Source organism: Brevundimonas sp. (genome assembly GCF_965278935.1).
GTDB lineage: Bacteria > Pseudomonadota > Alphaproteobacteria > Caulobacterales > Caulobacteraceae > Brevundimonas.
In genome coordinates this window covers 1,858,760-1,872,359 of record NZ_OZ257124.1, presented here as the reverse complement: position 1 = coordinate 1,872,359, position 13,600 = coordinate 1,858,760, and the positions used below count along the sequence as shown (strand labels likewise).

Annotated in this window: 18 protein-coding genes; 6 read left to right on the top strand and 12 right to left on the bottom strand. The window is 67.2% G+C overall.

The window, feature by feature from the left end; translation table 11 throughout:
• Nucleotides 1-24: 24 nt before the first annotated feature.
• From ACQY68_RS09295 to ACQY68_RS09280, 4 genes are read left to right on the top strand one after another with little or no spacing between them, the layout of a single operon-like run.
• Nucleotides 25-621 carry a CvpA family protein gene (locus tag ACQY68_RS09295; protein WP_428149092.1) on the top strand — a complete coding sequence of 199 codons (597 nt, stop codon included), beginning with the start codon at nt 25-27 and terminating at the stop codon, nt 619-621.
• Between the two features lie 28 nt (nt 622-649).
• Nucleotides 650-2,164, top strand: coding sequence for an amidophosphoribosyltransferase (purF, locus tag ACQY68_RS09290; RefSeq protein ID WP_428149091.1), 1,515 nt, complete (start codon nt 650-652; stop codon nt 2,162-2,164).
• A 6-nt stretch (nt 2,165-2,170) separates the two neighbouring features.
• Nucleotides 2,171-2,515, top strand: coding sequence for a VOC family protein (locus ACQY68_RS09285; protein ID WP_428149090.1), 345 nt, complete (start codon nt 2,171-2,173; stop codon nt 2,513-2,515).
• A 39-nt stretch (nt 2,516-2,554) separates the two neighbouring features.
• Complete coding sequence (locus ACQY68_RS09280; RefSeq protein ID WP_428149089.1) at nt 2,555-3,310, top strand: SDR family NAD(P)-dependent oxidoreductase; 756 nt, start codon at nt 2,555-2,557, stop codon at nt 3,308-3,310.
• A 19-nt stretch (nt 3,311-3,329) separates the two neighbouring features.
• Here the strand turns inward: ACQY68_RS09280 and ACQY68_RS09275 are convergent, their stop codons facing one another.
• From ACQY68_RS09275 to ACQY68_RS09235, 9 genes are all read right to left on the bottom strand, one after another.
• Nucleotides 3,330-4,154, bottom strand: a complete 825-nt coding sequence (locus ACQY68_RS09275) for an alpha/beta fold hydrolase (protein WP_428149088.1) — start codon at nt 4,152-4,154, stop codon at nt 3,330-3,332.
• A 98-nt stretch (nt 4,155-4,252) separates the two neighbouring features.
• Nucleotides 4,253-4,885 carry a hypothetical protein gene (locus ACQY68_RS09270; protein WP_428149087.1) on the bottom strand — a complete coding sequence of 211 codons (633 nt, stop codon included), beginning with the start codon at nt 4,883-4,885 and terminating at the stop codon, nt 4,253-4,255.
• 28 nt (nt 4,886-4,913) lie between these two features.
• On the bottom strand, nt 4,914-6,527 hold the full coding sequence (gene der / locus ACQY68_RS09265) for a ribosome biogenesis GTPase Der (protein ID WP_428149086.1): 1,614 nt from the start codon (nt 6,525-6,527) through the stop codon (nt 4,914-4,916).
• A 32-nt stretch (nt 6,528-6,559) separates the two neighbouring features.
• Nucleotides 6,560-8,029 carry a PQQ-binding-like beta-propeller repeat protein gene (locus ACQY68_RS09260; RefSeq protein WP_428149085.1) on the bottom strand — a complete coding sequence of 490 codons (1,470 nt, stop codon included), beginning with the start codon at nt 8,027-8,029 and terminating at the stop codon, nt 6,560-6,562.
• Nucleotides 8,030-8,040: 11 nt separating this feature from the next.
• The gene (locus ACQY68_RS09255; RefSeq protein WP_428149084.1) at nt 8,041-8,799 is read right to left on the bottom strand and encodes a tetratricopeptide repeat protein; all 759 of its coding nucleotides are present in this window, start codon (nt 8,797-8,799) and stop codon (nt 8,041-8,043) included.
• A gap of 97 nt (nt 8,800-8,896) precedes the next feature.
• Complete coding sequence (panB, locus tag ACQY68_RS09250; RefSeq protein WP_428149083.1) at nt 8,897-9,733, bottom strand: 3-methyl-2-oxobutanoate hydroxymethyltransferase; 837 nt, start codon at nt 9,731-9,733, stop codon at nt 8,897-8,899.
• 68 nt (nt 9,734-9,801) lie between these two features.
• On the bottom strand, nt 9,802-10,221 hold the full coding sequence (locus ACQY68_RS09245) for a hypothetical protein (RefSeq protein WP_428149082.1): 420 nt from the start codon (nt 10,219-10,221) through the stop codon (nt 9,802-9,804).
• Complete coding sequence (locus tag ACQY68_RS09240; protein ID WP_428149081.1) at nt 10,211-10,774, bottom strand: RNA polymerase sigma factor; 564 nt, start codon at nt 10,772-10,774, stop codon at nt 10,211-10,213. Before ACQY68_RS09240 ends, ACQY68_RS09245 begins: the two co-directional genes overlap by 11 nt.
• A gap of 25 nt (nt 10,775-10,799) precedes the next feature.
• A complete protein-coding gene (locus tag ACQY68_RS09235; RefSeq protein ID WP_428149080.1) occupies nt 10,800-11,186 on the bottom strand; it encodes a DUF6249 domain-containing protein in 387 nt (128 codons plus the stop codon).
• Nucleotides 11,187-11,401: 215 nt separating this feature from the next.
• On the opposite strand from ACQY68_RS09235, the gene ACQY68_RS09230 reads away from it, so the two are divergent.
• Complete coding sequence (locus ACQY68_RS09230; protein WP_428149079.1) at nt 11,402-11,923, top strand: hypothetical protein; 522 nt, start codon at nt 11,402-11,404, stop codon at nt 11,921-11,923.
• On the opposite strand, the gene ACQY68_RS09225 is transcribed toward ACQY68_RS09230, so the two are convergent.
• The 3 genes from ACQY68_RS09225 to ACQY68_RS09215 are packed head-to-tail and all read right to left on the bottom strand — an operon-like array spanning nt 11,920 to nt 13,177.
• Nucleotides 11,920-12,219, bottom strand: coding sequence for a hypothetical protein (locus ACQY68_RS09225; protein ID WP_428149077.1), 300 nt, complete (start codon nt 12,217-12,219; stop codon nt 11,920-11,922). The genes ACQY68_RS09230 and ACQY68_RS09225 overlap by 4 nt on opposite strands.
• The gene (locus tag ACQY68_RS09220) at nt 12,209-12,751 is read right to left on the bottom strand and encodes an RNA polymerase sigma factor (protein WP_428149076.1); all 543 of its coding nucleotides are present in this window, start codon (nt 12,749-12,751) and stop codon (nt 12,209-12,211) included. Before ACQY68_RS09220 ends, ACQY68_RS09225 begins: the two co-directional genes overlap by 11 nt.
• 24 nt (nt 12,752-12,775) lie before the next feature.
• Nucleotides 12,776-13,177, bottom strand: coding sequence for a hypothetical protein (locus ACQY68_RS09215; RefSeq protein WP_428149075.1), 402 nt, complete (start codon nt 13,175-13,177; stop codon nt 12,776-12,778).
• Nucleotides 13,178-13,306: 129 nt separating this feature from the next.
• Here ACQY68_RS09215 and ACQY68_RS09210 point away from each other — a divergent pair, with 129 nt between their 5' ends.
• The gene (locus ACQY68_RS09210; RefSeq protein ID WP_428149074.1) at nt 13,307-13,546 is read left to right on the top strand and encodes a hypothetical protein; all 240 of its coding nucleotides are present in this window, start codon (nt 13,307-13,309) and stop codon (nt 13,544-13,546) included.
• Nucleotides 13,547-13,600: the final 54 nt, after the last annotated feature.

Here is a 13,600-nt window from a genome sequence, read left to right as displayed (position 1 = left end):
GTCGGTGGTCCGCACGGGAACCGAATGACCGGCTTCGACGCCTTCGCCATTATCGTCATCCTCGCCTCAGCCGCCGCCGGCTGGGTTCGCGGCGGCACGCGCGAGCTGATCACCCTGCTCAGCTTCGTTTTGGCGGCCTTCATCGCCCTCGTCGCCCTGCCCCTGACGGCGCCCTTGGGGCGTGCTCTGGTAAACCCCGACTGGGCTGGCTCCATCGCCGCCGCCGTCGCGTCCTTCCTGCTGGTCTATTTCGGCATCCGCATCTTCGGCTCGATCCTGTCGAAGCGGGCGCAGGCCCACCCGACCCTCGGCGGTATCGACCGACTGGTCGGCGTCTTCGTCGGCGCGGGCCGGTCACTGGTGCTGCTGGGCGCTATCCATCTGGTCATCGTCGCCGCCATGCCGGGCGAGCGCACGCCCCGCTGGCTGTCGGAGGCGACCCTGCGTCCCGTCAGCGCCGGCGCCGCCCGCGCGATCCAGATCATCCTGCCCGGCATCGGTCGCGGGGCGGACGCGATCAGCCCCGTTGTTGATTCGTCCGTCCGCAGAGGCTTTTCGAACGATCAAGCCTTGCCCTCGCCCCAAACCAGCCCTAACTCGCGCCCGTCCGCCCCCCAGTAGAATTTCGCCTGTCATCGGAGCCCCCACGATGCGCAGCTTGCCTCACGACATCCAGCCCCCGGTCGTTCACCGGGAGCACTATCGAGACGCGGATGACGACCTTCCGCGCCTGGAATGCGGCGTCTGCGGCGTCTGGGGCGCCGAAAAGGACGAGGCCTCGGGCATCGTCGCCCTCGGCCTCCATGCCCTTCAGCATCGCGGTCAGGAGGCCTGCGGCATCGCCTCGGTCAACGCCGAGCGCTTCCACACCGAACGTCACATGGGCCATGTCGGTGAGGCCTTCGGCGGCACCGATCTGGCCAAACGCATGCCCGGCCCGGCGGCCGTGGGCCACACCCGCTATTCCACCGCCGGCGGCAGCTTCCTGCGCAACATCCAGCCGATGTTCGCCGACCTGGACCAGGGCGGCATCGCCATCGCTCACAACGGCAACCTGACCAACTTCCACTACCTGCGGAACCAGCTGGTCGGCGAGGGCTCGATCTTCCAGTCCACCTCGGACTCCGAAGTCATCCTCCACCTGATCGCCCGCTCACGGAAAGCCAAGATCGTCGATCGCTTCATCGACGCCTTGGCCCGGATCGAGGGCGGCTACGCCCTGGTCGCCCAGACCCGCACCAAGATGATCGGCGCCCGTGACCCGCTCGGCATCCGCCCTCTGGTTCTCGGCAAGATCGGCGAGGCCTGGGTCATGGCGTCGGAGACCTGCGCTCTGGACACCATCGGCGCGACCTTCGTCCGCGATGTCGAGCACGGCGAGGTGGTCGTCATCGATCACGAGGGCCTGCGCTCGCTGAAGCCGTTCCCGGCCCGCGCGGCCCGGCCCTGCCTGTTCGAATACGTCTACTTCTCGCGACCCGACAGCGTCGTGAACGGTCGCTCGGTCTACGGCGTGCGCAAGCGCATGGGCGAAGGCCTGGCCCGCGAGTTCCCGATCGAGGCCGACGTCGTCGTGCCCGTGCCCGACTCCGGCGTCCCCGCCGCGCTCGGCTACGCCCAGGCTAGCGGCATTCCCTACGAGATGGGCATCATCCGCAGCCACTATCTGGGCCGGACCTTCATCCAGCCCAGCCAGGGCGCCCGCCAGAAGGGCGTGGCGATGAAGCACAGCCCCAACCGCGCGGTGATCGAGGGCAAGCGGGTCGTCCTGATCGACGACTCCATCGTGCGCGGCACCACCTCGGTGAAACTGGTCCGCGCCGTCCGCGACGCCGGCGCGACCGAGGTCCACCTGCGCTCGGCCTCGCCGCCGATCCTCTGGCCCGACTTCTACGGCATCGACATGCCCGAACGGGACCAGCTGATCGCCGCCAACAAGACCATGGAAGAGATGCGCCAGATGCTGGAGGTCGATTCGCTCGGCTTCCTGTCCGTCGATGGCCTCTACAAGGCCATGGGCGAGACGGGCCGCAACGACGCTGCGCCCCAGTTCACCGACCACTATTTCACCGGCGACTATCCGACCCGTCTGGTGGACCGGGAGATCGAGGAAGGCGGCCGCGACGTCATCGGACGGCAACTTTCGCTGCTCGTCAGCGCTTAAGCTTCCATGACGAACCTCGGCTATTTCACTCTCGACACCCTCGACATCGCCAGGGCCAAGGCCTTCTACGGCGCCCTGTTCGGCTGGACCTTCGATGACGATGTGTCGAAATCCACCTACGCCCACGTCGCCGACAGCAATCCCCCGTTCGGCTTCACCAAGGTCGAGCGTCCGCGCGACCATCCCAATCTGTATTTCCGCGTCGATGACATCGCGGCGACCTGCGCCCGGGTGACCCAGCTCGGCGGCAAGGCGGCCATCCCGGCGGAAAGCCCCACGGGCCTCAGCTGCGCCGTCAGCGACGATCAGGGTGTCTGCTTCAGCCTGTGGCAGGCCGGCGAAGGCTACTAGGCGGCTTCCGCCCGTCCGGTCGCCGCGCTATCAGGCGCGATGACTTCCGACCTCCCCCTGAATGATCGTATCGCCCTCGTCGTCGGCGCCTCGCGCGGCATCGGCTACGAGGCCGCCCTCGCCCTCGCCGTCGCCGGTGCCCACGTCGTCGCCACCGCCCGCACCCAAGGCGCGCTCGAGGAGCTCGATGACGCCATCTACGCCGCCACCGGCCGCCACGCGACGCTCGTGCCCTTCGACCTGATCGACGGCGGCGGCATCGATCGTCTGGGCGGGGCTATCTTCGGCCGGTTCGGCAAGCTCGACATCTGGGTCAACGCCGCCGCCACTTTGGGCGCGCAGGGCCTGACCCCGGTCAGCCATATCGACCCGCGCGGCTTCGCCAAGATCGAGAAGACCAACTTCACCGCCACCTATCGCCTGATCCGTTCGCTGGAGCCCCTGCTGCGCGCCTCCGACGCCGGACGCGTCATCCACCTGACCACCAGCCTCGCCCGCGAGCCCAAGGCCTTCTGGGGCCTCTATGCCGCGACCAAGGCGGGCGCGGAGGCCCTGATGCTGGCCTGGGGCGACGAGATCGAGAACACCAGCGTCCGCATCAGCGTCCTCGACCCGGGCCGCATGCGCACCCAGATGCGCGCCCAGGCCTTCCCCGGCGAAGACCCCATGACCCTGCCCGCCCCCTCCGAGCTCGGCCCCCTGATCGTCGAACTCGCGCGCGGCGACCTGACGCCGCCGTCGAAGGTGTCGTTCAAGGAGTGGAAGGCGGACCTGCCCGCCGACGCCCTGATCTAGGCGCCGGCGGCCACGGTCGTCAGCCTTCGATGAAGGCCAGCAGTTCGGCGTTGACCTGATCGGCATGCGTCGTCGCCATCCCGTGCGGCAGACCCGGCAGCACCTTCAGCACGCCCTTGGGCAACAAAGTGGACGAGATCATCGCCGAGTCGGCGATCGGCACGATCTGGTCGTCGTCGCCGTGCAGGACCAACACCGGGATGTCGATCGACTTCAGGTCCTCGGTGAAGTCCGTCTCCGAGAAGGCCTTGATGCAGTCCCAGTGGGCCTTGGTCCCGCCCATCATCCCCTGACGCCACCAGTTGTCGATCACGCCCTGATCCACCTTCGCGCCCGGCCGGTTGAAGCCGTAGAACGGACCCGTTGGCACATCGACGTAAAACTGGGCCCGATTGGCGGCCAAGGCCGCGCGGAAGCCGTCGAACACCTCGATCGGCAGGCCGCCCGGATTGGCGTCGGACTTGACCATGATCGGCGGCACCGCCCCCATCAGCACGGCCTTCGACACCCGCGACGTGCCATGACGCCCCAGGAAGCGGGCGACCTCGCCGCCGCCGGTCGAGTGGCCGATCATCACCGCGTCCTTGAGGTCCAGCGCCTCGAACAGCACCTTCAGGTCGTCGGCATAGGTGTCCATCTCGTTGCCGGCCGCCGTCTGGGTCGAGCGGCCGTGCCCGCGCCGGTCATGGGCGATGACGCGGAACCCCTTGTGCAGGAAGAACAGCATCTGCGTGTCCCAGTCGTCCGCCGACAGCGGCCAGCCGTGGGAGAAGACGATCGGCTGTCCCGTCCCCCAGTCCTTGTAGAAGATCTCGACGTTTTCGGCGGTGGTGATCATCGGCATGGGGAAGCTCCTGACTGAGGGAAGCCTCACCCTATCATCGCTCTCGCAAAAGCGGCCTGACCAATCTCGTCACCTTTGGTTTCATGCGAGAGCGTGGATCAATAGATAGGTTCGACATCCCAACTGGTCAGCTTCAGCATTGCCAGACCAACCTCGCGTTCAATCCCCTCTTCAGGAGACTGGTATCTTCGGTAGCGATACCCTCGCTCTGGATCGCTAACTTCGATGATCCATTGAGCGCCGTCGACGCAGCAGGAACAACCGGCATCGGGCTGATCTAGCAGAGCAGCCTCCCGAAAGGCGGTCTCGAACTGATCGATTTCAAGGGTGCCCATCCGCCGAACCCGCTCGGCGGCGATGCTCGGCGTGCCATCCTCCGTGAAACCTGCCCCGCCCGGCCGTCTCTTGGCCGTCAGTTGTTTGCTACCGTCCGGTAAGTCATCGATCCTAACCACGATCGGGTCATGAAAACTCCTCAACCAAAGGAACCGCACGGAACGCAGCGCCGTAATCGGACGGTGGTAGAGGGAAGGTTCCTGGAAATCAGCCAGCTCGCCTCCAAACCACTCGCCATAGAATTCGTCTTGCACGGTCTGTCGTTCGACCTGGCCGTTATAAAATCGGCAATCGTTTTGGAGGCCCATAAGCCTCTCCGGAAAATAGTCAGTCTGCCGAGTGCTGTACCAACCGGCGAACAGGGCTGATGCGAGAACCAGCAGGGTCAGCAGCATCGCCATACCCCGCGTCATCGTCGTCTCCCTACTTTTTCGGCGCGTGCTTCTGCCCGGTCCGCACCCGACCCGACCGCGACACCTGCCTCGCCCCGCCGCGCGCGCCCTTCTGGATCGCCACGGATGAACCGGCCTTCTTCGACGCGCTGTTCTTCACTGCGCCGATGATCCGCGGCTTGGCGACGCGGGTCTTCTTCTGCTCCAGCGCCTTTCCGGGCAGGTGGCTTTCTTCCTCGGCCTTCTTGCGGACCGCACGCGGCGCGGTCTTGGCGTCGCCCTTGTAGCGTTCCGGCCCCGACTTGGCGCCGCCGGTCGCATAGGGGTTCTCCGACCCGCCCTTGACCGTGAGCCGGATCGGCACGCCGGGCAGGTCGAAGCTCTCGCGGATCGAGTTGGTCAGATAGCGGATGTAGTGGTCCGGCAGGTTGCCGCCCCGGCTGGCGAACAGCACGAAGGTGGGCGGACGGGCCTTGGTCTGGGCCATGTATTTGGTCTTGATCCGCTTGCCGTCGACGGCGGGCGGCGGGTGCCTCTGGGTCGCCAGGGACAGCCAGTCGTTCAGGTCCTTGGTCTTGACCTTTACCGACCAGGTCTCGTGCGCCTTCAGCACGGCCGGCATCAGCCGCTCGACGCCGCGCCCCGAGTGGGCCGACAGGGCCACGAACGGCGAACCCTTCAGTTGCGGCAGCTTGTCCTCGGCCAGCCGCTTGAGCTCGGCCATCTTGGCCTGCGGTTCCTCCTCGAGGTCCCACTTGGCCGCGACATAGACCAGGGCTCTGCCCTCGCGCTCGACCAGGTCGGCCAACTGCAGGTCCTGCACGTCGAAGGCGTTGTCCTTGTCCATGACCAGGACCACGACCTCGGCGAAGGTGATGGCGCGAATGGTGTCGGCGACCGACAGCTTCTCCAGCTTCTCCTGCACGCGGGCCTTGCGACGCATCCCGGCCGTGTCGACCAGACGGATGTTCTGGCGCTCGTATTCCCAGTCGACCGAGATAGAGTCCCGCGTGATCCCCGCCTCGGGACCGGTCAGGAGACGATCCTCGCCGATCAGGCGGTTGATCAGGGTCGACTTTCCGGCGTTCGGACGACCGATGATGGCGATACGGATCGGCTTGTCGGGTTCGTCGATCTCTTCGATGAAGATGTCGGCGCTGGCCGTGACCAGGGCGGCGTAAAGGTCCGCCATTCCCTCGCCGTGCTCGGCGGAGATGGCCACCGGCTCGCCGAAGCCCAGGGAGTAGGCCTCGCCCACGCCGCCGCCGCTTTCGCGGCTCTCGGACTTGTTGGCCAGCAGGATGACCGGCTTGGACTGATGACGCAGGCGTTCGGCGAAGATCTCGTCAAGCGAGGTCACGCCTTCGCGGGCGTCCATCATGAACAGGATGACGTCGCCGTCCTCGATCGCCAGCTCGGTCTGCTCGCGCATCCGGCTTTCCAGGCTGTCGTCGGTGACGTCCTCGTAGCCCGCCGTGTCGATCAGCGTCAGGTCCATATCGCCGAGATTGCCGTCGGCATAACGACGGTCACGGGTCACGCCCGGGCGATCGTCGACGAGCGCGAGGCGCTTGCCGACCAGCCTGTTAAACAGTGTCGACTTGCCCACATTGGGGCGGCCGACGATGGCGAGCTTCAGTGCCATGTCGGCCTTCTAACGCAATTCGTGGATTCTGCTCAGCGAATGCTGATCAGTTCGCCGTTGTTGGTCAGCACCAGCAGGGCGCCGTTATAAGCCGCCGGCGCGATATAGACCGGGGCGCCGAGGTTCAGGGTCTGCTGCAAGGCGCCGGTCTTCGGATCGAAGGCCACGGCCTCGCCATCCGAATTGACCAGAACCAGCCGGTTCGACGCCAGGATCGGACCCGACCATTCCGGCCGCACGGTGCGGTCGAAGAAGCCCAGGAAGCCGCCCACCTGACGCACCCGCCCCTCGTTCAGGTCGCGCGTCCAGTAGACGGCGCCCGAGTCGCGGTTGACCAGGGTCAGTTCCCCCGCCTTGGACACGACATAGACGACGTCGCCGGCCGGCAAGGGCGCGTTAACGCCCGCGACCGGCAGGGTCCACTTCGGCTGGCCAGTGCGGATGTCCATGGCCTGCAGCACGCCGGAGTGGCTGACGGCATAGACGAAGCCGCGCGAGATCACCGGACGACCGGCGATGTCGCGGATCTCCGACAGGGCGCTGGTGCGGCTGGTGCGCGAGAGCACCTGGTTCCAGACGGGCTGGCCGTTGGAGGCGCGCAGGGCGACGACCTCACCCGAAGAGAAGGGCGCGATGACCGTGTCGCCGCTCACCGAGGGGCTCGACGCGCGCAGGACGCGGGCCGGCTCGACGATGCCGCGATACGACCAGTCCTGCAGGCCGGTCGTGGTGTTGAAGGCAATGATCTGGTTGTCGACGTCGACGACGTAGACGCGGTTGCCCGCGACCGTCGGCGCGCCGTGGATCGGCACATCGACCGGCTGTGTCCAGACGACGGCGCCCGTCGCGGCGTCCAGCGCCGTCATGGTACGGTAGCCCGAGGCGACGAAGACCTTGCCCCCGCCGACGGCCACGCCGCCGCCGAATCCCCCGCTCAGCGAGCCGCCGCCCTGGGTGACGAAGGGGATCGGCAGACCGAAGGCGGAAACCCCGCCGGCCGCTTCCCGACCGGTCGGCTTCACATCGGCCTTCCAGACCACATCGCCCGTCGCGGCATCCACGGCCGTGACGGTCGATTCGCCGTCCATGACGAAGACCTTGCCCGCGTCGGCCACGACCGGCGCCATCACCTGACGCGTGCGGGCGGAGCCTTCGCCGATGCGGCGACGCCAGCCGATGGTGAACTGCGGCGCGGCAATCACATGCTCGATCGAGGCCTCGGCGTTTCCGCCCGGCATCGGCCAGGAGGTCGCGGCCACGGGGCCCGGGATGAAGAAGTCGCGCCCGGCCAGACCGGCCGAGGGAGCCAGTTGCTGCTCGAACGACAGGATCGAGATCCGCTGCCCCTCGCTCGCCGTGGCCTGGGGTTCCTTGTCCTCGCCCAGACCGAACGGCAGGATGCGCCGGGCCGAGGCGCAGGACGCCAGAGAGGCGGCCAGCCCCAGGACGATGGCGGTCTTCAGTACGCGCGTCACGGTCGTCATCCGAACTCCGGTCGTCATCAGGCGGGTCTTCACTGTTGGGCGGCCTGGGCGGCCTGAGCGAGTTGTTCAGGGCTCGGGGCCGGCGGAGCGGCCGGCGGGGTGACCGACTGGGCCGCGACGATGGCCGGCAGGCCTGCGGCGACGCCCGTGTCGATCATGCCAATGGCGGCCTGGGCACGCTGACGGACCGAATCAGGCACGTCCTGGCCGAGCGTCAGCAGCACGAACATTTCGCGCGCCTCGGCGGGCTTGTTGAACTGCAGGCGGGTCATGCCGAGGGCTTCCTGGGCGAAGGGCAGCATCGGCCGGCCTTCCTTGGTCAGGGGCTCCAGCTTCGCTTCCAGCGCTTCGAGGGTCCCGCCGTTGTCCATCATCAGCAGGGCCGACTTGTAGACGGCGGTGTCGTGCAGGAGCGGATCGCCCGAAGCCTTGGCGGCCTCGTCGAACAGCTGGATGGCGTCCGGAATGCGGTTGGCGGCGACGGCCAGGCCGGCGCGCTGCTGCAGGGCCAGAGCCTTGTAGGCGCCGTTGCCGGACTTCTCGGCCTCGGCGAAGGCGGTCTCGGCGCCGGCCGAGTTGCCGGTCTGCAGGGCCTCGAGGCCGCGCTGATAGGCGATGGAGCCTGCGTTCGCGCGGCTCGTCTGGAAGCTCTGCCAGCCCCACCAGGCCAGTGCGGCGACCAGGGCCACCAGCAGAATCCCGCCCACGATGGGCAGCCAATTGCGCGCCAGGCGCTTGAGGCGTTCGGAGCGGATGTCCTCCTCGACCTCTTCAAAGACATCAGTCACTAGCGGAGCCGCCCCAAAAAACGCTGAAAAGCCAATCGGCGCGGACCCTAGAGGGTCGCCCTCGCCCTCGCAACGCCTCTTGAAGACAAGACGGGGACTACGGCAGAGCCGGCTTTTTCGAGAAGTAGGTCTCGACTTCGGCAGGAAAACGGCGGGCCCTCACATCGGCCGCATAGGTTTCGACCGCCCGGCCTATCTCGCCGCGCAGATCGGCGTATTTCCGGACGAACTTCGGGGTCCAGTCGAACAGGCCCAGCATGTCCGGCGTGACCAGCACCTGCCCGTCGCAGGCCGCCGAAGCCCCGATGCCGATGGTGGGCTTGGCAATCGCTTCGGTGATCTCGCGCGCCAGCCCTTCGGCCGTCCCTTCGATGACCACCGCGAAGGCGCCGGCGTTCGCCGTGTCATGCGCCGACTGCAGGATGCGCGCATGCTCCGCCGCCTCCCGCCCCTTGGCCTTGAACGAACCGTCGATGTTGATGGACTGCGGCAACAGGCCGACGTGGCCCATCACCGGCACGCCGCGTCGGACCAGATATTCGATGGTGGCAGGCACGTCCGGCCCGCTCTCGACCTTCACCGCCTGCGCGCCGGTCTCTTTCAGGATCCGGACGGCGTTGGCGTAAGCCTGCTCGACCCCGGCTTCATAGCTTCCGAACGGCATGTCGATGACCACCAGGGCCCGTTTCGCGCCCCGCATCACCGCCTGACCGTGCAGGATCATCATCTCGATCGTGACCCCGACCGTCGAGGACATGCCGTGCACCGCCATCCCGACGCTGTCGCCGACCAGCAGGACGTCGCAGTGCGGATCCAGAATCTCGGCCGTCGGCGCGTCATAGGCGGTCAGGACGACGATCGGCTCCCCGCCCTTGCGTGCGGTGATCTCCGGAACCGTGATCCGTTTCACGACGTCCTGTTTCTGGCTCGACATAGGCTCTCCGCTGGCAGCGGCGGAGAGATAGGCGTCCGGATCGATCCCGTCGACCCGGACGCTCTGACTCAGACGTCCTGCGACAGCCGGACCACGCCTGCGGCGGCCACCGCGATCAGGGCTCCGGCGGCGATCCAGAACATCTGCATCGCTCCCATCGACCCGATCGTCATGTTCGCCAGCCCGAGCTGCGACAGGCCGGAGCCCACCGCGTCCTGGACGTTCAGGCTGACGTTCTGAAGACCCTGGCCGATGACCCGCCCGGCGACAGGCGCGCGGTCGTCTGACAGATGCAGGTTCAAGTTCATCGATTCCTTCACCGCGATCACCCCGCCGATCAGGCCGGCGACCGTCAGGGCCAAGGTGCGCACGCGGCTGGAGGAATGCAGTTTCGTCTCGACGTCGGCGGCGAACAGGCTCGCGTCGGCCATCTGGGGCGAGCGGGCGAACAGCCGCTCGATCATCGGATCGAATTCATCAGCCGACATGGGTCGACCTCCCCGACTGTCCGACATCCGGCGAAAGCCGGGCGCGGAGTTTATCCAGACCACGTTTGACATGAGACTTCACCGTTCCAAGCGGCAGATTCATGGCGGCGGCGATCTCGGGATGAGACAGCCCCGCGCCATGGCACAGGGACACGCAGAGACGTTCCGTTTCGCTGAGCGATTTCAGCGCTTCGTCCAGGTCGATCAGGCCGGCCTGATCGGGTGCGGGAGCGGACTCTTCCTCCCCCGGCTCGATCTCGGCGACGTAACGGGCGTCCCTCGCCTTGCGCTTCAGATAGAGGCGCGCGGCGATCCGCTTGACCCAGGCGGCGAAGGTGCCTTCGCCTCTGAACTCTGCGCATTTCTCGAACGCCTGCAGGAAAGCGTCCTGCGCGACATCGTCGGCCTCCGACCCCTGCGCTCCCATGCGTCGCAGCAGGGACCGCACGGCCGAGCCGTGGCGGCGGACCAGTTCGCCGAACTCGCGCCGTCCACCCGCCGCCGCAAGGGCGGCGAGTTCGACGTCGTGATGGTCCATCAGGGCCTTGGGCATGACAGTTCCCCCTGTCGTACCGGACTCAGTCCTTGTTCTTGTTGAAGAAGCTCAGGACGATGAAGGCCAGACCGATCATGCCGGGGATCGCAGCGATGCCGACGATCGGCGCTACGGCCTTGGTTTCCTCGAAACCACCAATGAAGTTGAAGGCCGATCCGAACAGGGCGATGCCGATGCTGACAGCCAACAGGATCACACCGACGCGCATGTCCTTGGCGGCAGTGGCAGGCGCCTTGATGTTGTCCTTCGACAGGGCTTCGATGACCTCGGGCGGCAGGGGCTGCCCCTTCTCGATGGCCGCGCGCAACGTCGCCTGCATCTCCTTGCGTTCCCTGCTCTTGAGGATGGCGGGAACGACCACGATCGCGATGACCATGATGAAGGGAGCCAAGGGGATCAGTACTTCCATGCCGTCCATTATTCAGTCCTTTGAATATCTCGGCCGAGCCTGATGCCCGAGCCTTCTGATCACAAGAGGCTGCGGCGAGCCTGAACAGATGCGATTTCCGACATGAAATCTTCGTAACCCGGCGTCTGACCCCGATGGGCCCCTGCCCGGCCCACTGGCGCACCGACGAAGACCCTCCTAGCCTCCCGTCCGCCCCTGCGCTCCCGGAGTTTGTTATGTCGATCCGCCTTCTGCCGCTCGCCCTGTGCGCCGTCCTCGCGACCGGGTGTTCGCCCCGAACGGACACGATCGACGAGACCGGGACCGAAGTCGTTCCAGCCGAGACCCGGCCCCAGGTCCTGACCGCCGACCACGTCCTGAACCTGATCGCCGCCGACGGCGCGGGCCACACCCTGGCCGTCCTGACCGGCCCGGCCGATCCTTCAGGCTACGACAAGGTGACCGCCGGCGTCGCGACCGGCGACGGCCAGTGGCTCCAGGTGGCCCAGGCCTTCCGGCCCCTCGCCGACGGACTGTACGGTGAAGGCCTGTCCGACGCGCTCTACCAGGCCCTGACGAAGAACGCGCCGGGCGTCCTGGCCGTCCTGAAGGCCACGGGCGGCGCCAGCGAACTGACCTGCGAGAGCGGAACTGAGAACGCCACAGCCGTCGCGGCCGTCACCGCCGTCACAGATCCGGCGCTCGCCGAGGTGAAGCAGGAGTGCCTCGGCTATCTGAGCGGCCCCATCGAAGGCTAGGCCCGCCGCAGCCGCCGCGCCGAAGCCAGCAGCACGACAACACCCAGACCCGTCAGGCCCAGGATGGCGGCAGCCGGCGCCAGGGTCTGGCCCAGCCCCTCGACCACCGGCCCCATCATCGGCCCCACCGCCCAGCACAGGACGATGGCCGCGATGGTCGAGGGGATCAGGGCGCCCACGGTGGCGAAAGCCCGCCGGCGAGCGACGCGCTCGGCCACCCCGGCCTGAAAAGCGAAGTCGCGCGCGGGCGGCGTCGCCTCGGCGAAGAATGCGTTCAGCCGGTCCTCAGGCGTCATCGGAACCTCCCGTCAGCACGGCCAGCAACCGCGCCCTGCCCCGCGTGACATGGGACTTCACGGTCCCCAGCGGCAGGCCCAGCGCCTCGGCCGCTTCCGCATGCGACCAGCCGTCGGCCATACACAGGGCGACGCAGGCCCTCTGATCGGCCGGTAGACCGGCCATCGCATCGGCCAGCGCCAGCCGGTCCTCTTCCGAAATCCCCCCGGACGGCGCCGTCTCGTCCAGCCACGACCGGTCGCGCGCCTGCGACCTCAGCCCCGACCGTATCCGGTCCTGCCCCTTGCGCCAGGCGATGCCGAACAGCCAGGACCGCAGCCCGGCCGGATTCTTCAGCCGCCCCAGAGAGGCCCAGGCCGTCACGAACACGTCCTGAGCCAGGTCGTCCGCCTCGTCCCAGTTGCGCCCAAGAAGCCGTCTCAGAAAGGCGCGCACCGGCGCCTGATGCCGCTCGACCAGCCGCGCAAAGGCGGCGTCCGAGCCGGCGCGCGCCGCGCGAACCAGCTCGGCATCCCCCAAGGAGCCTTGCATCATCCTGTCCCCCACGGACCGACATCAGTCCCGGCGGCGTCGACGGCCGAGCAGGCTCGAGACCAGCGAGGCCGCGGCCAGGGCGCCCATCACGAAGGCCACGATCAGGAAGGCGTCCCCCGCCCCGTAAATGTTCGACCAGCTGGCGTAGCCGAAGCCCACGGCCATAATCCCGAACAGCACGACGGAGAACCAGTTGCCGTCGTCCATCCGCGTGGAGGGCGTGTACTCGTGGCGATCGTCGAGCGGCTGTTCGACGATCTTCAGCAGGCTCTCCGGCGGCTGCTCGCCCCGGTCGGCATAGGTCTTGATGATCTTCAGCACGTTCTTCTGGCGGTAGTAGTTCACCATCGCGTTGAAGCCGCCGAAGATGAACCACCCGAGCGGGAACAGAAGCCACCAATAACCTTGGAACAGTTCGACCATCGTCCTTCACCCCCTGTGCGCCGGCCCGTCGCCCGCGCTTTCACAGGGTAGTCGGCGCCGCCTCCACGAATGGATGCACGGCGGCGAAGAAAATGTCATTGAGGTCCAAGGTCCAACCGGAGAACCGCCATGAGCCACGTCACCTATCGCATCGTCGAACACGACGGCGGCTGGGCCTACAAGGTCGGCGACACCTTCTCCGAGACCTTCCCCGACCACGACGCCGCCAAGGCCGCCGCCGTCCGCGCCGCGCGCGAGCAGAAGGTGTCGGACGACAATGCGATGATCGAGTACGCCGACATCAACGGCGACTGGGTCACCGAACGCGCCGACGGCCACGACCGCCCGGAAACCGACGTCGAGGGCTGATCACTGTCTTTCGCTCATTCCCCACCTGAAGAGCGGCGCAAACGGGCCAGGGCG